The organism is Rhizorhabdus antheiae, assembly GCF_049889055.1.
GTDB lineage: Bacteria > Pseudomonadota > Alphaproteobacteria > Sphingomonadales > Sphingomonadaceae > Rhizorhabdus.
The window spans coordinates 40919-64926 of record NZ_JBLTWO010000015.1 but is presented as its reverse complement, the minus strand read 5'-3'; the positions used below and the strand labels follow the sequence as shown (position 1 = coordinate 64926).

The 24008-nt window shown below is 66.2% G+C and carries 21 protein-coding genes and 2 tRNA genes; 9 read left to right on the top strand and 14 right to left on the bottom strand.

Annotation, left to right across the window (positions count from 1 at the left end; translation table 11 throughout):
• The first annotated feature begins 23 nt into the window (after window positions 1-23).
• A tRNA-Pro gene (locus ACNI3R_RS19630) sits at window positions 24-100 on the top strand.
• A gap of 550 nt (window positions 101-650) precedes the next feature.
• On the opposite strand, the gene ACNI3R_RS19625 is transcribed toward ACNI3R_RS19630, so the two are convergent.
• Window positions 651-1550 (bottom strand): alpha/beta hydrolase, encoded by a 900-nt coding sequence (locus ACNI3R_RS19625; protein ID WP_426186659.1) that lies wholly within the window; start codon window positions 1548-1550, stop codon window positions 651-653.
• A 3-nt stretch (window positions 1551-1553) separates the two neighbouring features.
• Window positions 1554-2006 (bottom strand): lasso peptide biosynthesis B2 protein, encoded by a 453-nt coding sequence (locus ACNI3R_RS19620; protein ID WP_426186656.1) that lies wholly within the window; start codon window positions 2004-2006, stop codon window positions 1554-1556.
• Between the two features lie 207 nt (window positions 2007-2213).
• Here ACNI3R_RS19620 and ACNI3R_RS19615 point away from each other — a divergent pair, with 207 nt between their 5' ends.
• Window positions 2214-4637, top strand: coding sequence for a hypothetical protein (locus ACNI3R_RS19615; RefSeq protein WP_426186653.1), 2424 nt, complete (start codon window positions 2214-2216; stop codon window positions 4635-4637).
• A 66-nt stretch (window positions 4638-4703) separates the two neighbouring features.
• Here the strand turns inward: ACNI3R_RS19615 and ACNI3R_RS19610 are convergent, their stop codons facing one another.
• Window positions 4704-5258: an opacity protein gene (locus tag ACNI3R_RS19610; RefSeq protein ID WP_426186650.1), complete on the bottom strand. Its 555-nt coding sequence runs from the start codon at window positions 5256-5258 to the stop codon at window positions 4704-4706.
• A gap of 358 nt (window positions 5259-5616) precedes the next feature.
• On the opposite strand from ACNI3R_RS19610, the gene ACNI3R_RS19605 reads away from it, so the two are divergent.
• Window positions 5617-6054 carry a DUF421 domain-containing protein gene (locus tag ACNI3R_RS19605; RefSeq protein WP_426186647.1) on the top strand — a complete coding sequence of 146 codons (438 nt, stop codon included), beginning with the start codon at window positions 5617-5619 and terminating at the stop codon, window positions 6052-6054.
• A gap of 155 nt (window positions 6055-6209) precedes the next feature.
• Here ACNI3R_RS19605 and ACNI3R_RS19600 read toward each other — a convergent pair whose 3' ends face one another.
• Both ACNI3R_RS19600 and ACNI3R_RS19595 read right to left on the bottom strand, forming a co-directional pair.
• Complete coding sequence (locus ACNI3R_RS19600) at window positions 6210-8072, bottom strand: methyl-accepting chemotaxis protein (protein WP_426186644.1); 1863 nt, start codon at window positions 8070-8072, stop codon at window positions 6210-6212.
• Window positions 8073-8251: 179 nt separating this feature from the next.
• Window positions 8252-8328 (bottom strand) — tRNA-Arg (locus tag ACNI3R_RS19595).
• Between the two features lie 83 nt (window positions 8329-8411).
• On the opposite strand from ACNI3R_RS19595, the gene ACNI3R_RS19590 reads away from it, so the two are divergent.
• Both ACNI3R_RS19590 and ACNI3R_RS19585 read left to right on the top strand, forming a co-directional pair.
• Window positions 8412-8939, top strand: a complete 528-nt coding sequence (locus tag ACNI3R_RS19590; protein ID WP_426186641.1) for a hypothetical protein — start codon at window positions 8412-8414, stop codon at window positions 8937-8939.
• On the top strand, window positions 8939-11011 hold the full coding sequence (locus ACNI3R_RS19585) for a S9 family peptidase (protein ID WP_426186638.1): 2073 nt from the start codon (window positions 8939-8941) through the stop codon (window positions 11009-11011). The genes ACNI3R_RS19590 and ACNI3R_RS19585 overlap by 1 nt, the downstream gene beginning before the upstream one ends.
• Window positions 11012-11062: 51 nt before the next feature.
• Here ACNI3R_RS19585 and ACNI3R_RS19580 read toward each other — a convergent pair whose 3' ends face one another.
• Window positions 11063-13630: a tetratricopeptide repeat protein gene (locus ACNI3R_RS19580; RefSeq protein WP_426186634.1), complete on the bottom strand. Its 2568-nt coding sequence runs from the start codon at window positions 13628-13630 to the stop codon at window positions 11063-11065.
• Between the two features lie 252 nt (window positions 13631-13882).
• Between ACNI3R_RS19580 and ACNI3R_RS19575 the strand changes: the two genes are divergently transcribed.
• Window positions 13883-15259: a glycosyltransferase gene (locus tag ACNI3R_RS19575; RefSeq protein ID WP_426186631.1), complete on the top strand. Its 1377-nt coding sequence runs from the start codon at window positions 13883-13885 to the stop codon at window positions 15257-15259.
• A gap of 26 nt (window positions 15260-15285) precedes the next feature.
• Here the strand turns inward: ACNI3R_RS19575 and ACNI3R_RS19570 are convergent, their stop codons facing one another.
• The 3 genes from ACNI3R_RS19570 to ACNI3R_RS19560 are packed head-to-tail and all read right to left on the bottom strand — an operon-like array spanning window position 15286 to window position 16918.
• Window positions 15286-15933, bottom strand: a complete 648-nt coding sequence (locus ACNI3R_RS19570; RefSeq protein WP_426186628.1) for a heme exporter protein CcmB — start codon at window positions 15931-15933, stop codon at window positions 15286-15288.
• Window positions 15930-16517, bottom strand: coding sequence for a heme ABC exporter ATP-binding protein CcmA (ccmA, locus tag ACNI3R_RS19565; RefSeq protein ID WP_426186625.1), 588 nt, complete (start codon window positions 16515-16517; stop codon window positions 15930-15932). Before ccmA ends, ACNI3R_RS19570 begins: the two co-directional genes overlap by 4 nt.
• Complete coding sequence (locus ACNI3R_RS19560; RefSeq protein ID WP_426186622.1) at window positions 16517-16918, bottom strand: metallopeptidase family protein; 402 nt, start codon at window positions 16916-16918, stop codon at window positions 16517-16519. The genes ccmA and ACNI3R_RS19560 overlap by 1 nt, the downstream gene beginning before the upstream one ends.
• A gap of 49 nt (window positions 16919-16967) precedes the next feature.
• Here ACNI3R_RS19560 and ACNI3R_RS19555 point away from each other — a divergent pair, with 49 nt between their 5' ends.
• Window positions 16968-17261 carry a 4a-hydroxytetrahydrobiopterin dehydratase gene (locus ACNI3R_RS19555; RefSeq protein ID WP_426186619.1) on the top strand — a complete coding sequence of 98 codons (294 nt, stop codon included), beginning with the start codon at window positions 16968-16970 and terminating at the stop codon, window positions 17259-17261.
• A 10-nt stretch (window positions 17262-17271) separates the two neighbouring features.
• On the opposite strand, the gene ACNI3R_RS19550 is transcribed toward ACNI3R_RS19555, so the two are convergent.
• The 5 genes from ACNI3R_RS19550 to ACNI3R_RS19530 all read right to left on the bottom strand — a co-directional run bounded on the left by ACNI3R_RS19550 (window position 17272) and on the right by ACNI3R_RS19530 (window position 21645).
• Window positions 17272-18138, bottom strand: coding sequence for a class I SAM-dependent methyltransferase (locus tag ACNI3R_RS19550; protein WP_426186616.1), 867 nt, complete (start codon window positions 18136-18138; stop codon window positions 17272-17274).
• Between the two features lie 52 nt (window positions 18139-18190).
• Window positions 18191-19426 carry a M16 family metallopeptidase gene (locus ACNI3R_RS19545; RefSeq protein ID WP_426186613.1) on the bottom strand — a complete coding sequence of 412 codons (1236 nt, stop codon included), beginning with the start codon at window positions 19424-19426 and terminating at the stop codon, window positions 18191-18193.
• 2 nt (window positions 19427-19428) lie between these two features.
• Window positions 19429-20829: a threonine synthase gene (gene thrC, locus ACNI3R_RS19540; RefSeq protein ID WP_426186610.1), complete on the bottom strand. Its 1401-nt coding sequence runs from the start codon at window positions 20827-20829 to the stop codon at window positions 19429-19431.
• A gap of 116 nt (window positions 20830-20945) precedes the next feature.
• Window positions 20946-21137: a hypothetical protein gene (locus ACNI3R_RS19535; protein WP_426186607.1), complete on the bottom strand. Its 192-nt coding sequence runs from the start codon at window positions 21135-21137 to the stop codon at window positions 20946-20948.
• Between the two features lie 79 nt (window positions 21138-21216).
• Window positions 21217-21645 (bottom strand): hypothetical protein, encoded by a 429-nt coding sequence (locus ACNI3R_RS19530; protein WP_426186605.1) that lies wholly within the window; start codon window positions 21643-21645, stop codon window positions 21217-21219.
• Between the two features lie 245 nt (window positions 21646-21890).
• Between ACNI3R_RS19530 and ACNI3R_RS19525 the strand changes: the two genes are divergently transcribed.
• Window positions 21891-23081: an aspartate aminotransferase family protein gene (locus tag ACNI3R_RS19525; protein WP_426186602.1), complete on the top strand. Its 1191-nt coding sequence runs from the start codon at window positions 21891-21893 to the stop codon at window positions 23079-23081.
• The gene (gene argF / locus ACNI3R_RS19520) at window positions 23078-24007 is read left to right on the top strand and encodes an ornithine carbamoyltransferase (protein WP_426186599.1); all 930 of its coding nucleotides are present in this window, start codon (window positions 23078-23080) and stop codon (window positions 24005-24007) included. Before ACNI3R_RS19525 ends, argF begins: the two co-directional genes overlap by 4 nt.
• Window position 24008: the final 1 nt, after the last annotated feature.

Genomic DNA, 24008 nt, shown 5'->3' with positions numbered 1-24008 from the left:
CTCCTAAAGCGCGCAGCCTTGGTCGGGGCGTAGCGCAGCCTGGTAGCGCATCAGACTGGGGGTCTGGGGGTCGCAGGTTCGAATCCTGTCGCCCCGACCATTGAAAAGCTGGACGAAAAGCCTCCCCCAGGGGCTCCAGCGCAGAGCGATCCGAGCACCCCTGTGCCTCCTATGCCCGGCCGATCCCGTCAGATAGTTTCGAAATCTGCTCGCCGCTATTGACCTGCTGAACCGCCGCATGAACGCAGGGAGGCCCTCGCCAGCCTTTCCTCGATATCCTTTTCGACGCGCAGTCACGCCCGCCGCCAGCCCGAGGTTGATGCCCTCGGCTGCTTCGGACAAGCGGGGGATATAGTCAGCGGCGATCATTCCATACCGCATCGAGCGGCGGACAATCATCTGTCCAGGTTCGATACCGGACATCGCGTGCGAGCGAGGAGGCGACAAATGTCGCTCCGTGATCACTCTGTTCGCGGGAGAAAACGGAAAAAGAGGTGCTCCGCCCTAGGAGGATGCTGGAAGGTTAGGCGGGCGGAGCACCAGAAAGTTGTGGCACGAGGGGGATGGCCACAGTCCTCATATCGTCGAGATCGACTTTTTGGTCGATACGACCATAAGGACATGTACGCTCATTCACTGTCTATTAACGATTACTCTTCTGTCTGAAGGCCTTTTGGGTCTCCGATCGTGCGGTGCAGGAAGGAGGCGAGGACGGCCCGATACAGGCCGTCGTCGAGGTCGCACATCGCGGCATGGTCGCCGGCCTCGACCAGCCAGAGGCTGCGGTCGCCGCGCACGGCGGCGAAAAGGTCGCGGGTTTCCGCCGCTGTCGTCGACTCGTCGCCGGTGCTGCCCATCACGAGTACGGGTCCATTGAAGCGCGAAAGGCCTTGCCGCGGGGACAGGCGGGACGGCGGGACGCCGATCCGAATCGGCGTCTGCAGGCTGAGCATCGGTTCGAGAATCGCGGGCAGGGGAGCGGGCAGGCGCTGCGCGATACGGTTGCGGATGGCGTTCCGCAGGTCGGGATAGACCGCCTGGAGAATCAGCGCATCGGCCGGCAGGGGGCCGGCTTCACCGATCAGGCTGGCGGCTCCGCCGAGCGAAATCCCGAGCACTGCGACCGGAGCGCCCTTCTGCCGCGCCTTCAGCCAGGCGAAGGCCGCCTGGGCGTCGAGCGCCTCGGTATAGCCGTTGGTGCGGGTCGCCAGGTCGGACTCGCCATGCCCGCGAAGGTCGATCGCGAGCGAGGCATAGCCGAGACGGGCCAGCCATTCGGCGCGCGCGGCCATCGACTGCCGCGACTGCCCCTTGGCATGGAGCAGCAGCACGGCTGGACCTGCGGGTGAACGGCCGGGCCGATATGTCGCAGCGATCGACAGGGCGTCGCTGGTTCGCAGGCGCAGATCCTGTGCCGGCGCGCGGGCCGGGGGTATCGGCCATCGCTCGCCGCGCGACAGGCGCCATCCAACCGTCCAGCTGGCGGCAATGCCGACCGCCAGTAAGGCGCCCGCCAGCGCGGTCCACCACGCGATCGATCGCCTGCGCATGCCCTAGCCTTGGCCGGAGGCGGGGCTTCCATGGCCGAGGTCCGCCAGGGGAAGATAGCCCTCGGCCTCCTCGCCGCCGATCAGGGCGACGCCGCCCAGCAGCAGCCAGGCATGGGCTTCGAGCTTGCCGTCCTGCTTGCGCACGCCGAAGCGGATCGAGCCGCTGCCTATTCCCCGGCGCGTCAGCAACATCTGTCCTGCGACGGCGCGCACGAGACAGGTGCTGTGCCAGGGGAGCCGGTCCGCCACGCGGCGCAGGCGGCGCGCCATATCCTTCGCGCGCTCGAACGGCTTGCCTTGCGGAGGAGCCATGGCCCCGTCGCCGTCGCCGGGCGCTTCCATCGCGCCGAACAATCGGCGGGTGACGCGCAAAGGGACGACGAACACCAGCACCCAGGCGACATGCAGCGCGATGGCGGTCTCGATCCGCAGCAGGATGGACATCAGCTTCCGCATCGAAAAATCGTGGCTCCTACGGAAGGCTCTATCTGGTCCGACCGAACTATCCCCGTACGACCTTCTTGCCAAGGCTTGCCGCAGTTTTCCGACCAGGCGGCGATCACGGCGGATCGTCCGCCGTTCGGAACGCCCTGCCTTGTACGAGGCGGCGGACGGCCGGCGCTGCGGCTTGACCCGGCGCGACCATGCTCCATTACAGCAGCCATGGCTTCGAAACGGCACCGGCGTTGGCTTTCTGCGCCCTTGAGCGGATTGGCGGCGGCGGGTGCGCTGCTCCTGCCCGGCGCCGCGCAGACGGCAGAACCGGCCCCCTTCGATCTGGCGGGGCCGGCGCTGCGGATCAGTGTGACGCGCGGCGCGGTGACCTTGCCGATCGCGCAGGTACCCAGCCTGGAGGAGGGCGACCGGATCCGCGTCTCGGCCGACTTCCCGACCGACCAGCGCGCCCGTTTCCTGCTCGTCTCGGCTTTTCTACAAGGCGCGACCAATCCCCCCGCCAGGGACTGGATCGCCTCGGCCGAACCGTGGAAGAAAAAGGAGAAGGACCGCCAGCTCGATCTGACCGTGCCCAAGGGCGCGCGTCAACTGGTCCTCTTCCTCGTGCCCGAAAGCGGTGGTGCGGCGGGGGCGATCGGCGATGCGGTGCGGGGCAAGCCGGGCGAGTTCGTTCGGGCCACCCAGGATTTGAATCAGGCGTCGCTCGATCGCGCCCGGCTCGACAGCTTCATGGGCGCTATCCGCGCGCAGGAGAACAGTCACCCCGAATATCTGCGCAGCGTAGCGCCGATGCTGGCCCGCAGCCTGTCGATGAAGCTCAACGCCGACTGCCTCGACAAGGTGATCGATTTGCAGGCGGCCTGCCTGCTCGAACATCGCGAGGCGCTGGTCCTCGCGGACGTCCATAGCTCGTCATTGACCGAGACGCTTGCCGGCGCGCCGGTCGACCTCGCCCTCCAGCTCAGTTCCACACGGGAAGCCGGGATGGGCTATTACAGCCCCTATATCGGCGTCGTCCGCGACATTGCCCGCGTGTTCGGGGCGTTCAGCAATCCCCAGCTCGATTATCTGCCCAGCCTGGCCCAGCGCCAGGGCGAGGCCGTGACGTTATTGCTGAATGCGGCGCCTTCCTTCGCAAAACCGCGCTCGGTGCTGGTTGCCGGCATGCCCGCAATCGAAGCCAACAGCCCGCCCCGCCTGCGTGCAGCGGTCGACCGCCCGCTGTGCGGTGCCCGGTCCGATCTGCTGCTTCCCGTCGATGGCGCGCCGCTGATCTATGCCACCGATTATCTGCGCGAGATGGAGCTGCGGATCGAAGCGCCGGGCGGGACGGTGGACGTTCCCGTCCGCGCACGGGCCGACAAGGGCGGCTATCTGATCGATGGACCCGTGCCCGGAGGATTGACGGGCAAGCTGACCGCGCGGCTGCACGGCCTGTGGGGGTTCGACCCTTATGAGGGGCCTGCGTTCAGGCTGGAGTTTCCGGCAGCCGGCGATTGGCGGGTGGCGGGAGAGCCGGCGAGCCTGGTCTCCGGGCGGGACAACCCCCTCGAACTGGAGGGGCCTTCGCCGGCCTGCGTCGCCAGTGCATCGGTCCGCCGTGGCAATGATCCCGCTCTGCCGGTCGATGCCACCGTCACCGATCAGGGGCGACTGCGTCTTACCTTGCCGCTGAAGGACATGCGGCCGGGACTGTTGACGGTCGAACTGCGACAGCTGGGGATGGCGGAACCGGCCAGTCTCTCGGTGCGCGCCTATGCCCAGGCGAGCCGGCTCGATGGTCTGACGATCCATCAGGGCGATCGCTTCGGCATCTTGTCGGGGCAGAGGCTCGACCAGGTGGAGCGCGTCTCGCTGGGCGATCGCGAACTGCGCCCGATGGCCCTGCGCAGGGATGGCGATGTCGACCGGCTGACCATCGCCGCCGAAGAGGGCGGCCCGCTCGAAGACGGCACCTCGCGAGCGCGCGTGCGCCTGAAGGACGGGCGCACCCTGTCGGCATCGGTGGCTTTCGAGGCCGCGCGGCCCGGCATCTCGCTGCTCCAGCGGACTTTGAAGATTGGGAATTCGTCGGGGGCGATCGCACTGACGACCAAAGGCGACCAGCTTCTGCCCGACACTGGTCAGATGGTGTTCTCCGCGCGGCTGAACGAGGGGCCCCGTCTGACCGCCAAGGATCGCATCGAGGTCGCCACGACCGACGAGGAAACGCATATCGATCTGGTCCCAGGGCCCTACCTTCAGATCCAGGGCAATGACGTGCTGGTGGCCGCGCTCGATCCGGCGAAGCTAGGGCCGGCCGCTTTCGGTCCGCTGCAGTTCCGCGTGGTACGGGAGAGCGGACCGAGCGACTGGCAGCCGCTGGCGATCCTCGCGCGGCTTCCCCGGATCATTTCGGTCGATTGCGCCGGGGCCGGGCCATGCGTCGTGAAGGGGGAGCGGCTCTTCCTGATCCAGTCGATCGGGTCTGGCAAAGGCAATCCGCTGACCATTGCAGAAGGCTTCACCGGCGACACGCTGCGCGTTCCGAAGCCCGTGGGCGACACATGGACGATCCGTCTGCGCGATGCGCCGGGCGAGGTGGTGACTCTTGCCGCCCGGTCGGCGACAGCCCCGGAATCAGCGAAATGATCCGTCCATGAAAAAGGGCCCCGGCAGCGATGCCGAAGCCCTTGTTCATGCGACTTCCGACCGGGATCAGAAGGCGAAGACGAGACCCGCCATCGGACGGATGCTGTCGAAGTCGTAGGTGTCCGCCTGCAGACGGATGCGCGGGCCGGCCTCGCCGAAAACGCCGCCCAGACCGATTTCCTTCGGTCCGACTTCGACGCCCACGCCGTACATCCAATCCTTCTGGTCGGAGAAACCGCGGCGGCCATTGACCCACTGATAGCCGGCCGAGACGTAGATCAGGCCGCTCTGGCCGGCGCGCATGCCGACGCGGCCCTTCACGCCATATTCCCAATCGATGTCCTTGAAGCCCTTGGCGGCATTGCCCTCGACGCCGACGAAGATCGGACCGAACGGAACATTGACGCCCGCGACGCCTTCGACGAGGGCGCCGTCCATCTTGCCGCGCGGGCCGACGGTACCGAACTCGCTGGCGCGGTCGAAATTATGATAGCCGCCGAGAATGCCGACATAGGGCTCGATGCTCACGGCCGGCTCGCTGCCGTCGGGCGAGCGGTCCTGAGCAAAGGCGGCGGTGCTGAGGGTTGCTGCCAGGGCGGCGGCAATGACTGCGAACTTCATTCCATTTTCTCCAATCGACAGCCCTAAACGCTGGGCACCCCCGACGACGGCCGGGACGCGATGTAGAACCTGCCGCTGGTGCAAAGGTTTCCCATGGATTCATTGAAGATCGCGACCGTTGCAAATGTGCAACATACTGAATTTTCGTGAAGTGGCGTGAATGGATGCAATGAAACAGGCAGAGAAACAGGCAGATTTCGTTATCATGGAGAAACGATAATTTGGTTCCCAATTCTATAGATGCTTATTCATTCTCGTATATGTTGCGTGGACTGCATATCATGTTATATAACGTAATTTTATTACGCATGGTTATTGCTCGTTCACTTGTCATGTTGCGACTGGTTGGCCGATAGCTGTGGGTTCCGGTCCGGCCGGTGCGTTCGCCAGGGGCGGTGTCGTCCATAGTGATCACATCGGCAATTGCGCGGTCGGCTGTTTCCAGCCGGTCTTGCTCTGCGTCGGACAGCAGCTTGCCCCTACGCGCGAGCGATCGGAACGAAGCGTCGAGCCCAGCCTGTGGCGCGACATGACGGTCAATTCGGCGATTCCTGCGGCGGAGAAGCTGCTGGGGGGCGAGCCGCGCGTGGTCATCCGCCATGGTGAATTGCTGGCCGACAATCTGCGGCGCGACCGTCTGACCGAGGCTGAGATCGAGAGCGAGATGCGGCTGGCAGGCTATGCCCGGATAAAGGACGTCGCTTGGGCGATCCTCGAAACCAACGGCAAGATCAGTTTCATCGCTCCAGATGGCGCCTCGGGAGGCGCGCAGGACCGCGACGATCCGGCGCTCTGAAGAGAATCTGAAAATTATGGGGTCGCGCGGAACCAGACGCCGCACAGGGCGTTTGGCCTCCAACCGGTTTATTCCCCCTTCCGGTTTCCCCCTATGCCCGCCGGTTAACTCCGGCGGGCTTCTTTTTGCCCGATACTCTTGGGGCGGGCGTTCCGTCAGGCGGCCATCAGTTCCGATACCGCCTTACCGAGCGCCTTCTCGAGCAGTTCGACGCGCTCGCGCACACAGGCGCTGACTTCGCGCGTCAGGCGCACACTGGCGCGAACATGGGCGATCGAATCGGTCATCTCGCGCACCAGCCCGCCGACCGCGTGCGATTCCCGCTGCGCATGTTCGACCCGTTCGCAGATCGCCTCACCGGCAACCTCATGCACGCGCACGGCGGCGTCGGTGGCGCTGATCGACTGGAGGATGTCCTGAAGGTCGGTGTCGATGCTCAGGCTGGCATCGACGCTGCGGTGGACCGATTCCGTGACGGCCTTGAGCCGTTCGGCGATTTGCCCGGCGGACAGGCGGCTATTTTCGGACAGGGTCTTGATCTCGCGCGCGATGACCGAGAATCCGTCATGCGCGCTCTGGCCGTGGGCCGCAACGATCGCCGCGTTGACGGCCAGCTGCCGCGTCTTCTTGGTAACGGTCAGAATCGCGTCCGAGGCCGATCCGATCCCGTCGACATGCGACAGCAGCTGTTCGTTCCCGATCGCGGTTTCCGAAGAATGGCGCGCGGCGGAGGCGACCGCGTCGCGGGTGCTCTCCACTTCGCGGCGGATCGACTGGACCGCATTCGCCATCCCGGCGGTGGCGCTCAGCACCTCGTCCAGCGCGGCGGCGGCATTGGCGCTCTTGGCGCCGACCCAGCCGGCATGGCTTTCCTGTGCCAGGGTCGCGGCCCAGGCGGCATCCGCAGTCTCGTCGAGCTGCCCTGCCAGCCGGGCAAGATCCTCGACCAGTGCAACCAGATGCGCCTGCAGGTCCATGCCCGTCGAGCGCGCGGCCTGCTTGAGCGCGGCGGCGGAGCGTTCGCGTTCGCGTACCTCCGACTGCGCCGCCGCTTCGGCGCGGCTGCGCGATATGTCGGCCTCGCGCCGCGCCAGCTCGGCCCGGACCGCCGCGCTTTCGGCCTCGCGCGCCATCGCCTGATATTGTTCGTTGCTCGCTGCGAGCTGGGCCTGCTGCCGGCGCATGATGCGGTCGAGCGCCCAGGTGAGCCCCGCAATCGCGCCTGCGATCAGGATCAGAATGGGCAGGATCGCCTTCAGCCCCGCGCTGCCCGGATGCTCGGGCGTCCAGGCAATCGATGCCACCGCCTCACCATGGATATTGTCCAAGGGGAAGGAGGATGGCGCGTCGATCCCGTCGGTCCGCAGACCTGCCAATTGGTAGCGCTTTGCGAAAATGGTCATGCCCGACGGAGTCAATGTGTCGATATAGATCAGATATCGGAGCGCCCCGCGTGGGCGGGCCGCCTTTGCACTGAGCGGGATGATCGGCATAACGCCGAAAACGGCGGGCTGGCCCCGATAGTGGTCGAAGAAGGCGATACCCTCTCTCAGCCGGTCCGCCGTGCGGGCATCGCGGGGCAGCTTTGCGAGCATAGCCCGCACCGCCGCAGGCGCAGCCTCGGCAAGCGGTGGGTCGACCGTGCCGTCGGCGCGCCGCGAAAACAGCGTCCGCCCCCGCGCGTCGATCACATAAGCGACATAATCGCCACTGATGTTGCTGCGCGCCCAGGTTTGGTCGAGGGTACCGTAGAGATGAAGCGTCGCATCGTCCCAGCGTCCGTTGCTATAGGCGCTGCTGGCCTGCGCGTGGAGCAGCGAGGACACCACGCCGCTCGCGGTGGCGTGGCTGTGCTCGGCCGCGTCGGTGTCGAGCCGGGCCACGAGCGCTGCGACGACGATGGCACCGCCCAACAGGCTTATGGCCGCAAGCCCGCCGAGCATGGCGCTGCTGTTGCGCGTCCACTGCCGCGACCGGAGGCCGGAAAGCCAGTCCTCGAACATCCTCACCCAACGCATGGAGATCGCCATGGCATGGCGGGGGGAAAGATTGGGTTAATGGGGTATTGTAAGCGGACGGCGAAGCTGGGCCCGCAAGATCAGCAGGTCGTCCTCAACCGAGCGCATGAGGACGCACGCCATGTAGCATCGGACGATGCACAAAGCCTGAAAGGGCGTTCTGGATATCGGGAAGAAATTGGCGCGCCCGGAACGATTCGAACGTCCGACCCTCAGATTCGTAGTCTGATGCTCTATCCAGCTGAGCTACGGGCGCGCTGTGGGAGGGGCATCTAGTGGGGGATTTCGTCGGGCGCAACCCCGTTGCGCAGATTTTCTGCGCGGCCTAGACCCGGCGCCATGTTCAGCCCCGCTTTTCGCCGTTTCCCGGCGCCGTCCGCGTCGGCCTTGCTGGCCGTGCTCGCGCTGTCCGCCTGCGCCGACCCGCGTACCGGCTATCCATCGCTCTCGCCCCGCCCGATCGAGCGGGAAGTGCTCAAGGCCGATCCGGTGCCGCCCGCGCCCGAATCGACGCCCGCGCCGCTGCCGGCCTCGGCCGATATCGCCGCGATCGTGGCTCGGGCCGACGCGGCCGATGCGGCGTTCCGGGACAGCCTTTCCAAGGAGGGGGCCGGAATCGCCTCGGGGCTGCAGCAGGAGGCAGGCAGCGAGGCCTGGGTCGCGGCGCAGCAACGCTATAGCAGTCTCGATTCGTCGCGGACGCCCGTTGCCGAGGCGATGGCCGAGCTCGACCGTCGTCGCGAGGCGGCGGTGACGGCGGGCAATGTCGCCGCAGCCGATGCGATCACCGAAGCGGCGGTGCGGCTCCAGGCCGTCTATGATGCCCAGCGTGCGGCGCTCGACGCGCTGATGCCGACCGGAGCCTGATGTCGATGCTGCCACCGCCCCCCGTCGCCGCACAGCGGCCGCATGCCTATACGCGGCACGGCCAGACGATCGAGGATCCCTGGTTCTGGCTGAAGGACCAGAAATATCCGGTGATCGATGATCCCGACGTGCTCTCCTATCTCCGCGAGGAGAATGCCTATTTCGAGGCGGCGATGCAGCCGCACGAGGCGCTGGTCGAGACGCTCTTCGCCGAGATGAAGGCGCGGCTCAAGGAAGACGATGCCAGTGTGCCGCAGAAGGACGGCGACTGGCTTTACTGGTGGGCCTTCCGTCCGGGTGGCCAATATCGCGTCTGGTATCGCAAGCCCGTCGCAGGTGGCGAGGAGCAGGTCATCCTCGACGAGCCGGCCGAAGCCGAGGGCCACGACTATTTCCGCCTGCAGGTGCTCAGCGTCAGCCCCGACGGGCGGCTGGCCGCCTGGTCGGCCGATCGCAGCGGCGCCGAGCGCTTCGAGCTGCGCATCCGCGATCTCGCGACGGGCGCCGATATCGAGACGGTCACGACTGTCGCCAACGGCGCAGTAGCCTGGGGCAATGACTCCCGCAGTCTGGTTTATACCGAGGTCAACGAAAATTGGCGGACCTATCGCGCACGGCTCCACCGGTTGGGCAGCGACCCTTCCGGGGCCGTCACCGTCTATGAGGAGACCGAGGAACTCGGCTTCAACGTTGGCGTCGGCAAGACGCAGGACGATCGCTGGATCGTGGTCGCGACCGGCGACAACCAGACGAGCGAGGTGCGCCTCGTCCCCGCCGACGATCCTGCGGCTGCGCCGCTGCTGGTCAGCCCGCGTCAGGTGAAGCGCGAATATTCGGTCGACAGCGCCCATGGCTCGCTGTGGATCCTCACCAATGACGAGCATGTGAACTTCCGCGTCGCGAAGGCGGACCCCGCCGCACCCGGCGACTGGGAGACGGTCGTCGCCGGATCGGACGCGGTCTATATTCGCGGCATCACCGCCTTCGCCCGCCACCTGATGCTGGTCGAGCGGGTCGACGGGCTCGATCAGATCCGGCTGCGCGCCTATGACGGCAGCGAGCATCGCATCGCCTTTCCCGAGGCGAGCTATACCGTGTCGCCCGGCAGCAACCCCGAATATGATCCGCCCGCCTATCGGCTCGGCTATGCGTCGATGGTCACCCCGCAGACGGTCTATGATTATGATCCGGTCGTGCGGCAGCTGACGACGCTGAAGGTGCAGGACATACCGTCGGGCTATGATCCGTCGCTTTATGAGACCGAGCGGCTGATGGTGTCCGCGCGCGACGGGCGGAGCATCCCCGTCTCGGTGCTCTACCGCAAGGGCTTCCCGCGCGACGGATCGGGCAAGCTGTTCCTCTATGCCTATGGCGCCTATGGCCACGCCATTCCGCCGGGCTTCTCCACAGTGCGGCTGTCGCTGGTCGACCGCGGCTGGGCCTATGCCATCGCCCATATCCGCGGCGGCGACGACCTTGGCTATGACTGGTATCTGCAGGGCAAGGCCGAGCAGCGCTGGAACACCTTTCGCGACTTTTCCGATGCCGCACGAGGGCTGATCGACGCCGGACTGACAAGCGCGGGTCGAATCGCAATCAACGGCGGGTCGGCCGGGGGCGAGCTGATGGGCGTCGTTGCCAATACCGATCCCGACCTGTGGGGCGCAGTGGTGGCCGATGTGCCCTTCGTCGACGTGCTCAACACGATGCAGGACGAAAGCCTGCCGCTGACGCCGGGGGAATGGCCCGAATGGGGCAATCCGATCACCGATCCGGCGGCGTTCGAGCTGATCCGCAGCTACAGCCCCTATGACAATGTCGAGGCCAAAGCCTATCCGCCGATGCTGATCACGGGCGGGCTCAACGACCCGCGCGTGACCTATTGGGAGCCGGCCAAATGGGCGGCGCGGCTCCGCGCTACCAAGACCGACGACAATCTGCTGCTGCTCAAGATCAACATGGGCGCCGGCCATGGCGGCAAGTCGGGCCGCTATGACTCACTGCGCGAGGACGCCGAGGCCTATGCCTTCGTGCTGACTCAGGTCGGCGGGCCCCAGGTCGGCGGGGTATAGCGCGGAGGCCCGCCCAGGGCCCGGATCAGGTCGGTCCGCCTTCCTGGCGGGTCAGGCCGCGCGTTTCCGGCTTTCGTCGTTTGCACGACCTATCGTCAGAGGGGCAGGCCGCAACCCGTCGAGGTGGCGCTGGTGCGCGAGCTCATAGGCTCGCTCGATATTCCGGGTGAAGGCTTCGGTATCGAACAATGGCGCCGTTTGCCGATTTGCAGCGATCTTCTGCTTGATGGCGGCGAGGCGATCGGGCTGCCGTGCAAGATCGATGGCCAGCCGGGCATAATCCGCCTCGGTCTCGGTGACGAGTTCGGGCAGTTCCAGCCCATGGAGCAGGCTGCCTGCGACGCGGGCGGCGAAGCTCTGGCCCAGCTTGGTGATGACCGGCAGGCCCGCCCACAAGGCATCGCTGGCGGTCGTATGGGCGTTGCAGTTGAAGCTGTCGAGAAAGATGTCGGCGCAGTGGTGGCGGGCCAGATGCTCCGTCACCGACAGCTTGTCGGAGAAGATCAGGCGGTCCGGACCCACGCCGCGCGCTGCGGCTTCGCGCTTCAGATTGGCCTCCACCCATGGGTTGTCCCTCAACAGCCACAGCACGCTGCCGTCGACCTGTCGCAGGATGTCCATCCAGATGGCGAACTCCGGCGGCCTGATCTTGTAGCTGCTGTTGAAGCTGCAGAAGACGACGCCCTCGGTCGGCAGGCCCTGTTCCGCGCGGGTGTGAAGGGATTCGGGCACCGTGCGACTGTCGTCGTTGACCTGATAGCAGCCGGGGAGGCGGATGATCTGCTCCGAGTAGAACTGGCTATGCGTTTCCGGGACCACGACCTCGTCGGCAATGAGATAATCCATGAAGCTGGCGCCAGTCGATCCCGGATAGCCGAGATAGGCGATCTGCACGGGCGCCGGGCGGTGGGAGAAAATGCCCAGCCGTGCCTCGTGGGTATGCCCTTTCAGGTCGACCGCGATGTCGATCTGCCGGTCCTTGGCAAGTTGGGCGATGGCCCGATCGTCGAGGCCGCTGACGTCGTGGAACGCATCGACAGCCCGCGCGGCGCGATCGCTGAAACCGTCCTTGATCAGGCCGTAGGAAAAGGCGTGAATCTCGAAGCGGGATCGATCATGCCGCTCCAGCAGCTTCGCCATCAGGTGCATGGTGGCGTGGTTATGGAAGTCGGCCGAAAAATAGCCGATGCGGATGCGGGGATCGCTTGACCGCTTGCGCGGGAAACTGAGGCCGGGGCCTTTGACGTTCTTCCCGACCCAGGTCTTCGATCGCATCAGATGCCGTTCGGCATCATCCTCGATCGCCAGCATGGAGAAGGGCGGGATCGCATCGTCCGAGGCATTGATCACGGAGAGCGCCGCGCTGTCCTCGGCTTCGTCCCACGCGCACATCCGCGCGCGCTGATAGAGCAGATGAGCTTGCGCCTCCGCATAGTCCGGCTTCAGCGCAACGGCGCTGCGATAGCAGGCGACGGCTTCGTCGGCGCGATGGAGAAGATGCAGGACATTCGCGAGGTTGTAATGGCTCGTGGCGTCGTCTGGACGATGCTCCGCCACTTTGACGAAGCTTGGCAGCGCCTCTTCGAACCGGTGCAGCGCGATCAGCGCACTGCCGCGATTGACATGCGCATCGAGATGGTCTGGTTCGATCAGGATGGCGCGATCATAGCTCGATACGGCTTCTTCCAGGCGGTTCAGATCCTGCAGGATCGTCGCGTGGTTGTAGAGGATCGCGGCTGAATCGGGCTGGAGAGCTGCGGCCCGTGCGCAGCTTTCCAGCGCCTCGTCGCGTCGCTTCAGATCGCGCAGGACGATACCCCGATTGGAGTGAGCCTCCGAAAAGCCCGCATCGATTCCGATAGCGGCGTCGTAGCTCGCCAGCGCCTCGAATTGCAGACCCAGCTTCCGTTGGGCATTGCCGCGATTGCAATGGGCTGCCGCATAGCCTGGTCTCAGCTCGATCGCCGCGTCATAGCTGGCGATCGCGTCCTGGTGCTTGCCGAGATCCTGGAGCAGGTTGCCCCGATTGTAGCGAAGCTCGGCAGAATGCGGGTCGAGTTCGACGGCCCGTTCGTAGCCGGCGGCGGCTTCCGCCGAACGTCCCAGCAGCCGCAGCACCATGGCGCGGTTGGAATGAGCGCCTGCCGAACGCGGCGAGACTTTTATGGCGCGGTCGCTGGCCTCGGCGGCCTCCTCCAGACGGTGGAGGCGCAGAAGGGCGATGCTGCGGTTGGTATGCGCGTCCCCATCTGCGGGATTGATGCGAATGGCCTCGCCGTGGCTCGCCAGTGCATCCTCCCACAGGCTCAGGGCACCTTGAATGGCACCGGCCAGATTGTGAAGGTCGGAGCGCTTCGGAAACAGGTCGAGCATTGACCGGATGGCGTCGAGCGCCTCGGGCATGCGGCGCTGGTCATAGAGTGCAAGGACGGCTTCGAGACCTTGCTCGTAGGAGCAGGCGGCGAAGGGGTTCGACAGTTCGCGCAACCCCGCCAGCGCACGCTTGTTGGCGGGGAAGGCGGCCAGGATATCGCGGTAGATCTTTTCGGCCCCGGCGGTGTCGCCGGCGCGCGCTGACGAGAGCGCTTTGCGCAGATTCTGCTCGACATTGAATTTCATCGCATCTCTCGCAATTCCGCTCGCAGTGCGTCCGTCCGCTCTGGAGTCGTTGTCCGACAGCTTGTGGCTATCCTTCGCGACTTAAAAATCGATTAACCATTTTCCGGGGGAAAGGAGCAGGCGTTTCGGGCGCTGCTTATCGGTTTGTTAACCCTGTTTTGCTTAGCCACGGAAGTGGCCTGGGCGATCCCGATGCTCTCGTCTTCAAAGGCCGGCCGGGCCCGCACGCGCGGCGACAGACAGGGTGACGCGATGATTCCGAAGATCATGCATTTCATATGGGTCGGTGACGAAACGAAGCGCCCCGACAATTGCATAGACAGCTGGCGCGCGCGGCATCCCGACTGGCAGGTGCGTATCTGGGGCAACCGCGAGCTGCAGGATATCGAATGGATCAACCAGCGCCACATGGTCGACATGTACGAGCGTGAGCTCAACGGCGTCGCAGACCTCATGCGCTGGGAAATCCTGCACCGGCATGGCGGCATCGTCCTCGATGCCGATAGCGTCTGCGTGCGTCCGCTGGACGACCATCTGCTCGATTGCGAAGCCTTTGCATGCTGGGAGAATGAGATAGCCAGGCCGGGTATGATCGCCGCCGGCTATTTCGGGAGCGAGGCCGGTACTGCCTTCCTCGGGCGGATCGTCGCGGACATCGCCGCCGAGCCCTCGGTCGTCGGCGACATGGCGTGGAAGACCGTCGGCCCGCAGCGGTTGACCGACGCCTACCGCAAATATCAATATTCGGCGCTGCGGATCTACCCCAGCCACTATTTCATCCCCCGGCATTTTTCGGGTGTGAGCTATGGCGGCAGCGACCCCGTCTACGCGCACCAGCTGTGGGGATCGACGCTCGACGCCTATGACGACATGCATCGCCAGGACGTCGTCGCCGTAGCCGATGGCGTGGTACCGAAACCCGCCGCGCCGAAGCCCGCTGCGACGCGAGCGCCTGAAGCACGCCGCGCGCCGGTGCGGCGGCAGGCCGCTGGCGTGCCAGCCTGCGGGTCCCCGCTGGAGGCGCAACATTCGCCCTATTTCGTGCAGCGCGTGACCGTTAGCGAGGAGATCGCCGAACTCGGCCGGCTCGAGGTCTTTCGGTATCTGTGCGAGGGAAAGCGCGTCCTGCATATCGGTTGCGCCGACTGGCCGATTACCGATCCGGCAACGTCGCTTCATCTCGCGCTGGAGCCCTATTGCGCCATGCTCGACGGCTTCGACGTCCATGTCGAGGCCCTTGAACAGCTTGCGCCTTATGCCAAGGGCCGGCTCTTCTCGAGCTTCGACCAGATCGACCAGCGCTACGACGTCGTGCTCGTTCCCGAAGTCCTCGAGCATGTACCCAATGTCGCCGAGTTCATGGCACAGCTCCAGGCCATCGATGCGGATTGTTTCCTGATATCGGTGCCCGATGCCTATCAGTGCCAGACGCGTCATTTCGACTTCGTCAGTCAGTCACAGACATTCGTTGAAGTGGTCCATCCGGATCACAATGTCTGGTACACGCCCTATACCTTCTCGAACACGATCCAGAAGTACAGCGACCTGGCGATCGAGCGGATGTGGTTCTTCAACCGTATATCGTTGCTGGCATTGCTCTCGAAGCAGTCGGTGGCACTCGCCGCCTGAGCGGCCTGCCACCCAGCCTGGGTCGATCAGTCGCGTGCAGCGCGGAGCGCGGCGCCCGCCGCGAAGGGGGCGAGCGCGGTCAGCAGCAGCGCTGCGGCGCCGAGCAGCTTGAGTGCGCCCATGCCGTCGGGGCCGAGCGCGCCCGCGCCGAAGATGAGCAGCGGCACCGCGAGCGGCAGCATCAGCAGGCCCGCGAGTGCACCCGCGCCCCGCAGGCCCAGGATCAGCGCACTGGTCATCACCCCGAGAGCCGCGAGCGCGGGCGTGCCGATGGCGAGGCTGAGTTCGAGCCGCAGCAGCGTCGTGCCGTCGAGACGGAGCAGAGCTGCGGCGGGCAGGGCGGCCAGCAGCAGCGGCGGGCCGAAGCCCAGCCAGTGGGCGAGGATCTTGCCGGCGGCGATGGCCTCGTCCGAAAAGCCGCGTACCGCGAACTGGTCGAGCACGCCCTGTTCGGCGTCGGGGGCGATCAGCCGGTCGACCGGCAGCAGCGCCGCGAGCAGCGCCGCCATCCACAGCGCGCCGCCGCCGACCTTGGCGAGCAATGCGCCGTCGGGGCCGACCGCGAAGGGGAAAAGCGTTGCCACCAGCAGGAAGAAGACGAGCGGCAGCAGCGCGCCGCCACCCTGATAGGCGGTCCGCACGTCGCGCAGCACGATGGCCAGCCAGCCCTTCATGCCGTGGCCTTGCCCAGCTCGATCGGCAGCGCATCGGGCAGGTCGAGCGGCTGATGCGTCGCCAGCAGCACGATTCCGCCGCCCGCGCGATGATCGGCCATCGCGGCGGCGAGCCTGCCGAGCGAGGCGGTGTCGAGGCCGTTGCCCGGTTCGTCGAGCAGCCATATGTCGGCGCGCGCCGCGAGGATGCGGGCCAGCGTCGCGCGCTTGCGCTGTCCGGTCGACAGCATGTGCACCGGCACCTCGGCGAGGTTGGCGATCCCCATCCGGTCGAGCGCGCTGCGCACGGCGGTTTCGTCGCTGCCGTCGATGCCCGCCCAGAAGCCGAGCGCGCTTGCGAGCGGCAGGCGCATGTCGAGCGCGGGGGCTTCGCCGGCATGGGCGATCCGCCCTTCGTGATCGATCGTGCCGGCGGACAGGGGCAGGAGGCCCGCTGCCAGGCGCATCAGGCTCGACTTGCCCGCCCCGTTCGGCCCGGTCAGCAGCGCTGCGTCGCCCGCAGCCAGTGCGAAGCTCAGCCCCTCGAACAGCAGCCGGTCGCCGCGCAGGCAGGCGACCCGATCGAAGACGAGCCGCGCCGTCATCAGCCGGCCATCGCCTCCAGCGCTTCCATATCGGCATCGGACAGACCGAAATGATGTCCGATCTCGTGGATCACGACATGTGCGACAAGTGCCTCCAGCGAGACGTCGGTCTCGACCCATTCGTCGAGGATTGCGCGGCGATAGAGGTGGATCATGTCGGGCATGGTGCCCGAATGGTCGACTGACTTCGACCCCAGTGGCAGGCCGGTGTAAAGGCCGGTCAGTTCGAACGGATTTTCGATGCCCATCTCGTCGAGCGTGGCGTCGTCGGCAAATTCCTCCACCTTCAGCACGACATCGCCCAGATGGCGGGCGAATTCGGCGGGCAGGCGCGCGATCGTGGCGCGGGCGATCGCCTCGATCCGGTCGGTGGTGGGCGGGAGGGTTTGACCTTCACTCATCTTGCGTCGACATAGAGGCGAGAAACCGAACACGCCAGCGGAGGATGATTTGTCGATCGAAGCCCTGAACGAAGCCGAACGTGCCGATGCGCTCGATGCATTGCCCGACTGGGACTATGACGAGTCGCGCGATGCGATCACCCGCCGCTTCACCTTCCCCGACTTTTCGGCCGCCTTCGCCTTCATGACGCGGGTTGCGCTCTATGCGGAGAAGAACGACCACCATCCCGAATGGTCGAATGTGTGGAACCGGGTCGACGTGCTGCTGACCACGCATGACGCGGGCGGCCTGTCGCATCGCGACATCGCCATGGCGGAGGCGATCGAGGCGCTGCTCGACTGAGCCTTGCGGCTCAGTCGCGGTGCCAGCGGGCGAAGATCGCGGTCGGCAACAGCAGGCCGCGTGCTTCCTCGCGCACCGCCATCTCGCCGACCTCGACCGCGCCGCCGAGATCGGCGGTGGCCTGGCGTAGCAGTTCGCCGATCGCCAGCGCCGACATGCGGATCGCATAGACGGTCAGCACGAGGAATTTCGACTTCTCGTCGAGCAACGCGCGGCAGTCGGCGATCAGCGCCGGGAGATGCTCTTCCAGCCGCCAGGTCTCCCCATTGGGACCGCGTCCGAACTTGGGTGGATCGAGGAAGATGCCGTCGTAGCGGCGTTCGCGCCGAACCTCGCGCGCGGCGAACTTCGCGGCGTCGTCGACCATCCAGCGGATCGGGCGATCGGCCATGTCCGACAGAAAGGCGTTGGCCTTGGCCGCCTCGACCGACTTCTTCGATGCATCGACATGGGTCAGGCGGGCACCCTTGGCGGCGAGCGCGAGCGTGCCCACGCCTGTATAGCCGAACAGGTTCATCACCTCGTCGCCCTCGGCCGTACGATCGCGCATCCACGACCATTGCGGGGCCATGTCGGGGAAGAAGGCGAGGTGGCGGAAGGGGGTGTTCTGTGCGGTGAAGCGCACCTCTTCCCAGCGCATGTGCCAGCCGCCGCGCGGCACGTCGCGCGACAGGTGCCACTTGCCCCCGCCATCCTCGTCCGAAGCGCCGATGAAGTCGCCATCGGCCTCCCAGTTGGTCGAGGCGGGAGCCCACATCGCCTGTGGCTCGGGCCGGATGAAGCGGAAGCGGCCATAGCGTTCCAGCTTGCGGCCATGGCCGGAGTCGACCAGCCCGTAATCGGTCCAGGGTTCGGTGACGATCGTGGTCAGCTGCATGATATGTCCGTCTCGAAAGGCCTCGCCGCCGGTCGTGCCGGCCGCGCCATGGTCAGGCCGCCGCCTTGAGCGCCGGTCCCACCGTCGCCAGCGTTTCCGTGCCGCCGAGCATCCGGGTGCCCGCCGCCCGGACCTCGTCTAATGTGCAGGCGTTGACCTTGGCGACGATCGTCGCGGGATCGATCGGCGTGCCATGGACGAGTGTCTGGAAGCCCAGGCGGTCGGCGCGGCTCTGCACCGATTCGAGCGCCATCAGGATCGTCGCCCTGATCTGGGCCTTGGCGCGGTCGAGCTCGACCTGCGACAGGGTCACCGCAGTCTCCCGCAGCAGGTCGCGCGACAGATCCGTGGCATGTTGCGCCTCGCGCCGTGCGGTCGCCAGATAGACGGTCAGCATTCCGGTGTCGCGCCAGGCGGCGACCGATGTGCCGACCGAATAAGCAAGGCCCCGCTCTTCGCGGATCGCCTGGAACAGGCGTGAAGAGCTGCCTTCGCCGGCGGCCTGGCTGAACAACAGCAGGGGGTAATAAGCCGGGTCGAAATAGCTGACGCCTTCCCAGCCGAACAGGATATGCGCCGATTCGAGTCGCCGCCGTTCGACGAACAGCCCGCCCTGATAGGCGGCGTTCTCGGCCACCGGTCGCGGCGCCGGCTCCATGTCGCCGAAGCGGCGCTCGGCCAGGTCGACGAGTTGGTCGATGTCGATCTTGCCCGCCGCCGCCAGCACCATGCCCTGCGGCCGATAATGGGTACGCGTCCAGCCGTGGAGATCGTCGACGCCGATCGCGTCGATGCTCTGTTCCTCACCCAGGACCGGGCGGCCGAACGCCTGATCCGGCCAGGCGGTCGAATGGAAATGGTCGTTGATGATGTCGTCAGGCAGGTCGCGCGCTTCGCCCAGTTCCTGAAGCACGACGTCCTTCTCGCGGACGAGGTCGTTCGCCTCGAAATGCGGCTTGCGGACCAGATCGGCCACCAGCTCGACCCCCAGGTCGACATTCTCGGCCAGCAGGCGCGCCTGGAAGGCGGTCTGGTCGCGCGACGTATAGGCGTTCAGATAGCCGCCGACATTTTCGACCGCCTCGGATATCTGGCGCGCATTGCGACCGCCGGCGCCCTTGAACACCATATGCTCGAACAGATGCGCGAGGCCGTTGGTCCGCGCATCTTCATGCCGGGCGCCGCAATCGACATGCAGGCCGAGCGCCACCGTCTCGACGCCGATCATCGGTTCGGCGGCGATGGTGAAGCCGTTGGCCAGCCTGTGGATGTGCGGGCCGTCGGTCATGCTCAGGCGGTTGCCACAGACTGGTCGGCGACGAACTGTTCGATCGCGCCGATCTCTGCCGGCAGCACGACATAGCGCTCCTGCCGCTCGAACAGCTCACCGATCCGCGCGGGCAGCGTCGGGCGTACGCCGGTGGCGCGCTCGACGGCGTCGCCGAACTTGGCCGGGTGGGCGGTCGCCAGCGTGACGATCGGCGTCGATGCATCGAGATCGGCGTCCTGCGCCGCGGCCAGGCCGATCGCGCTGTGCGGGTCGATGGTTTCGCCGGCGCGGTCATGCGCCCAGCGCATCGCCATCTGCATCCGGTCGGAATCGATCCGGGCGCTTGAGAACAGGCCTGCAGCCTCGCTTCGCATCGCGGCGGGAATGTCGAGCCGGCGACTGGACTCGAAGCCTTTCATCGTCGCATTCAGCGCGGTGCCGTCGCGGCCGTGCAGGTCGAACAGCAGCCGTTCGAAGTTGGAGCTGACCTGGATGTCCATCGAGGGAGCGGCGGTCGGCGTCACCGTGCCGACCGAATAGTCGCCGGCCGAAAGCGCGCGGTGGAGGATGTCGTTGACGTTGGTCGCGACGATCAGCTTCGCGACCGGCAGGCCCATGCGCGCGGCGACATAGCCGGCGAAGACGTCGCCGAAATTGCCGGTCGGGACCGAGAAGGCGACCGGGCGGTCGGGCGCGCCGAGTTGCACGCCCGCATAGAAATAATAGACGATCTGGGCCATCAGCCGCGCCCAGTTGATCGAATTGACCGCCGACAGGTTGAAGCGGCTGGCGAAGCCCGCATCGGCGAACATCGCCTTCACCAGCGCCTGCGCGTCGTCGAAGCTGCCCTCGATCGCGATATTGTGGACGTTCGGCGCCAGCACCGTCGTCATCTGGCGGCGCTGGACCTCGGACACACGGCCCTTGGGATGCAGCATGAAGATGTCGACCTTGGCGCGGCCCGCCAGCGCATCGATCGCCGCCGACCCGGTGTCGCCGCTCGTCGCGCCGATCACGGTCAGATGGGTGTCGCGCTTGGCCAGGAAGCGCTCGAACAGCAGGCCGAGCAGCTGGAGCGCCACATCCTTGAAGGCGAGGGTCGGGCCGTGGAACAGTTCGAGCAGCCACTGGCGATGGTCGAGTTGCTTGAGCGGCACGATCGCGGCATGGGCGAAGCGACCATAAGCGGCCTCGCACAGCGCCTTCAGTTCCTGGTCATCGAGCGCGCCCGCGACGAAGGGCCGCATGACCGCGACGGCGGTGTCGACATAGGACAGGCCGCGCATCGCCGCGATCTCGGCGGTCGTGAAACTCGGCCACTGATCGGGCACATAAAGTCCGCCGTCCGAGGCGAGGCCCGCGAGCGTGACGTCTTCGAATCCGAGGCGGGGGGCCGAGCCCCTGGTGCTGACATACTGCATGACCGGCGGCCCTTAGCGAGCGCGCGCCGTTGCGGCAAGGAATTGGGAGTATGAAGGCCCGAAACATCGCGCCTGTGGCGGATCGGCATCGCCCAACCGCTTCGTGCTGTTGTTGATCAGGAGAACCAGGCGATCAGAAAAGATATCAAGGTCGCGCCGCCGATGGGGGCGACGAGGAGGAGCAGGAGGTTGATCGCCACCACGATCGCCAGCGTCTTTTGTTGGCCGGCGTTCAGCGTGGGTCGCCGGTCGGGTTGCTTAGGCTGCCAGGGCGGCGGCGGCGGTTGATCGCGGAAGTCCATGAACATGATGGCTGCCTCGCTCGTTTCGGATGCTCCGGCGTGGCGGCTGGGGCTTGTGCCGTCGACCTGCCGTTTGGGGTAGCGGCTAGAAGTCGAGGCCGACCGACAGCCGTACGTCGCGCGCCGAAATCTGCCCGGTGTCGGGCACTGCGCGGTAATTGCCGATCCGCGCACCGACATTGACGGGTCCCTTCGCCTCGGGCGGCTGGACCGTGATCGACTGACCCTCGCTCGCCATCCGGCGATAGCCGGTCCGCGTGGCCGAGGTGGTCGATCGGTCCTCGACTCCGAGGGCTCTCGCCGCGCGCTTCGCCTCATTTTCGGCGCGCGCTGCGCGGGCAGCGTCTTCGATCGGCGCGATCGCGGCGCCCGCGGGCAGGTTGCGGGGCGGGTCGCTCAGGCGGAAGGAACCCGACCAGTCGAGCACGACCGGCTGTGGCAGAGCGGGGGAAACGGAGGGCTCGTCCTCGACCGGCGCGGCCTGGCCGGGGGGGCTCGTGACAGCGGTCGCCAAGGCCGCTCCGGTCAGCAGAAACCGGCAGCATCGGTGCTGCGAGTCGACAAGAAGCGTCCACATGCCGTTGCCCTAGCATCGCGGGCTGGTTTTTCCCATCCGGTCGCAGGGGAATCGCGCGACGAAGCGTTTGACGAGCATGGGGCTGCGTCACTATATGCGCGCTCCGTCAGGCGGCCGGTGGCCGCCTTTTTGCATTTTCGGAGCGATTTCAGAGCCGATCGAAAGGAAAGGGAGTTTTTGCCATGACCATCACCCCGCTCATGCCGGTATATCCGCGGTGCGGCGTGCGTCCGGTGCGAGGCGAAGGCTGCTACCTGATCGGCGAGCGCGGCGAGCGCTATCTCGACTTCGCGAGCGGTATCGCAGTCAACCTGCTCGGCCATGGTCATCCCGAACTGGTCCAGGCGATCGCCGACCAGGCCGCGACGCTGATGCATGTGTCGAACCTTTATGGCAGCCCGCAGGGCGAGGCGTTCGCCCAGAAGCTGGTCGACCGCACCTTCGCCGACACGGTCTTCTTCACCAACTCGGGCGCCGAGGCGGTGGAGTGCGCGATCAAGACGGCGCGCCGCTACCATCATGTGAACGGCCAGCCGAACCGGACCAAGATCATCAGCTTCACCAACGCCTTCCATGGGCGGACGCTGGGGACGATTTCGGCCACCAACCAGCCGAAGATGCGCGACGGCTTCGAGCCGCTGCTGCCCGGCTTCGAGGTGGTCGCGTTCAATGATCTGGACGCGGCCCGCGCTGCAGTCGACGCGAACACGGCCGGCTTTCTGGTCGAGCCGGTGCAGGGCGAGGGTGGCATGACGCCCGCCAAGCCCGAATTCCTTCAGGGTCTGCGCCAGATCTGCGACGAACAGGGGCTGCTCCTGATCCTCGATGAGGTCCAGTGCGGCTATTGCCGGACCGGTACCTTCTTCGCGCATGAGCAGTACGGCATCACCCCCGACATCATGGCGGTGGCAAAGGGCATCGGCGGCGGCTTCCCGCTCGGTGCCTGCCTGGCGACCGAAGAGGCTGCCAAGGGCATGGTCGCGGGCACCCATGGCTCGACCTATGGCGGCAACCCGCTCGCCATGGCTGCTGCCGAAGCGGTGTTCCGGGTCGCGGTGAACGACGCGTTCCTGGCCAATGTCCAGACGATGGCCGCCCGCCTGCGCCAGGCGATCGAGCAGATGATGCCGAACCACGATTCGGTGTTCGACAGCACGCGGGGTCTGGGCCTGATGATCGGCATCAAGCTGAAGGACGCCGTCGAGGCACGCGCCTTCGTCGCCCATCTGCGCGACAATCACGGGTTGCTGACGGTCGCGGCCGGCGAGAACGTCGTTCGCATCCTGCCGCCGCTCGTCATCGACGACAGCCATGTCGCCGAGTGCGTCGAGAAGCTGTCGGCCGGCGCCCGGACGTTCGAGGCCGCGCAATGAACCGGTCCTTCATCGACCTCGCCGATGCCGGCACCGCCGGACTCACATTGATGCTCGACGAGGCGATTGCTCGCAAGCAGGCCCGCATAGGCCTGCCCAGGGGCCGGATCGACGCCGATGCGCCGCTCGCGGGCTACACGCTGGCGATGATCTTCGAGAAGAACTCGACCCGTACCCGTGTGTCGTTCGACATGGCGATGCGCCAGCTGGGCGGCACCACGATCGTGATGGACTCGGGCAGCATGCAGCTCGGGCGGGGCGAGACTATCGCCGACACCGCGCGCGTGCTCGGCCGCTATGTCGATGCGATCATGATCCGCACCGACGATCATCAAAAGGCGCTCGATCTCGCGCGCTATGCCGATGTGCCGGTGATCAACGGTCTGACCGACCAGTCGCACCCGTGTCAGATCATGGCCGACATGCAGACGGTGATCGAGCATCGCGGTTCGCTCGCTGGCTCGCGCTGGGCGTGGTTCGGCGACGGCAATAACGTCCTTCATTCGATCGTCGAGGCGGGCAGCCTGCTCGGCTTTCCTGTCGGCGTTGCTTGCCCTGAAGGCTATGATCCCGATCCGGCGGTGATCGCAGCGGCGCGGGCACGCGGCGGCGACATCCGCCTGTCGCGCGACGCGGCCGAGATCGCCGCCGGTGCAGACGTCATCGTGACCGACACCTGGATCTCGATGGGGCAGGCGCATGCCGAGGAAAAGCTCAAGGCGATGATGCCCTATCAGGTCGACGAGGCGCTGATGGCGCGTGCGGCACCGGGTGCGGCCTTCCTCCACTGCCTGCCGGCGCATCGTGGCGAAGAGGTCGTCGATGCGGTGATCGACGGGCCGCAGTCGCTGATCTGGGAGGAGGCCGAGAACCGGCTGCATGCCCAGAAGGCGGTGCTGCTCTGGTGCCTGGGCAAGATCGGCTGAA

What these genes read in the sequence shown, in the direction of transcription:
- ACNI3R_RS19625 (WP_426186659.1), bottom strand. Translation starts at nt 1,550, where the DNA reads ATGCGCAGGCGATCGATCGCGTGGTGGACCGCGCTGGCGGGCGCCTTA.
- ACNI3R_RS19620 (WP_426186656.1), bottom strand. Translation starts at nt 2,006, where the DNA reads ATGCGGAAGCTGATGTCCATCCTGCTGCGGATCGAGACCGCCATCGCG.
- ACNI3R_RS19615 (WP_426186653.1), top strand. Translation starts at nt 2,214, where the DNA reads ATGGCTTCGAAACGGCACCGGCGTTGGCTTTCTGCGCCCTTGAGCGGA.
- ACNI3R_RS19610 (WP_426186650.1), bottom strand. Translation starts at nt 5,258, where the DNA reads ATGAAGTTCGCAGTCATTGCCGCCGCCCTGGCAGCAACCCTCAGCACC.
- ACNI3R_RS19600 (WP_426186644.1), bottom strand. Translation starts at nt 8,072, where the DNA reads ATGCGTTGGGTGAGGATGTTCGAGGACTGGCTTTCCGGCCTCCGGTCG.
- ACNI3R_RS19590 (WP_426186641.1), top strand. Translation starts at nt 8,412, where the DNA reads ATGTTCAGCCCCGCTTTTCGCCGTTTCCCGGCGCCGTCCGCGTCGGCC.
- ACNI3R_RS19585 (WP_426186638.1), top strand. Translation starts at nt 8,939, where the DNA reads ATGTCGATGCTGCCACCGCCCCCCGTCGCCGCACAGCGGCCGCATGCC.
- ACNI3R_RS19580 (WP_426186634.1), bottom strand. Translation starts at nt 13,630, where the DNA reads ATGAAATTCAATGTCGAGCAGAATCTGCGCAAAGCGCTCTCGTCAGCG.
- ACNI3R_RS19575 (WP_426186631.1), top strand. Translation starts at nt 13,883, where the DNA reads ATGATTCCGAAGATCATGCATTTCATATGGGTCGGTGACGAAACGAAG.
- ACNI3R_RS19570 (WP_426186628.1), bottom strand. Translation starts at nt 15,933, where the DNA reads ATGAAGGGCTGGCTGGCCATCGTGCTGCGCGACGTGCGGACCGCCTAT.
- ccmA (WP_426186625.1), bottom strand. Translation starts at nt 16,517, where the DNA reads ATGACGGCGCGGCTCGTCTTCGATCGGGTCGCCTGCCTGCGCGGCGAC.
- ACNI3R_RS19560 (WP_426186622.1), bottom strand. Translation starts at nt 16,918, where the DNA reads ATGAGTGAAGGTCAAACCCTCCCGCCCACCACCGACCGGATCGAGGCG.
- ACNI3R_RS19550 (WP_426186616.1), bottom strand. Translation starts at nt 18,138, where the DNA reads ATGCAGCTGACCACGATCGTCACCGAACCCTGGACCGATTACGGGCTG.
- ACNI3R_RS19545 (WP_426186613.1), bottom strand. Translation starts at nt 19,426, where the DNA reads ATGACCGACGGCCCGCACATCCACAGGCTGGCCAACGGCTTCACCATC.
- thrC (WP_426186610.1), bottom strand. Translation starts at nt 20,829, where the DNA reads ATGCAGTATGTCAGCACCAGGGGCTCGGCCCCCCGCCTCGGATTCGAA.
- ACNI3R_RS19535 (WP_426186607.1), bottom strand. Translation starts at nt 21,137, where the DNA reads ATGTTCATGGACTTCCGCGATCAACCGCCGCCGCCGCCCTGGCAGCCT.
- ACNI3R_RS19525 (WP_426186602.1), top strand. Translation starts at nt 21,891, where the DNA reads ATGACCATCACCCCGCTCATGCCGGTATATCCGCGGTGCGGCGTGCGT.
- argF (WP_426186599.1), top strand. Translation starts at nt 23,078, where the DNA reads ATGAACCGGTCCTTCATCGACCTCGCCGATGCCGGCACCGCCGGACTC.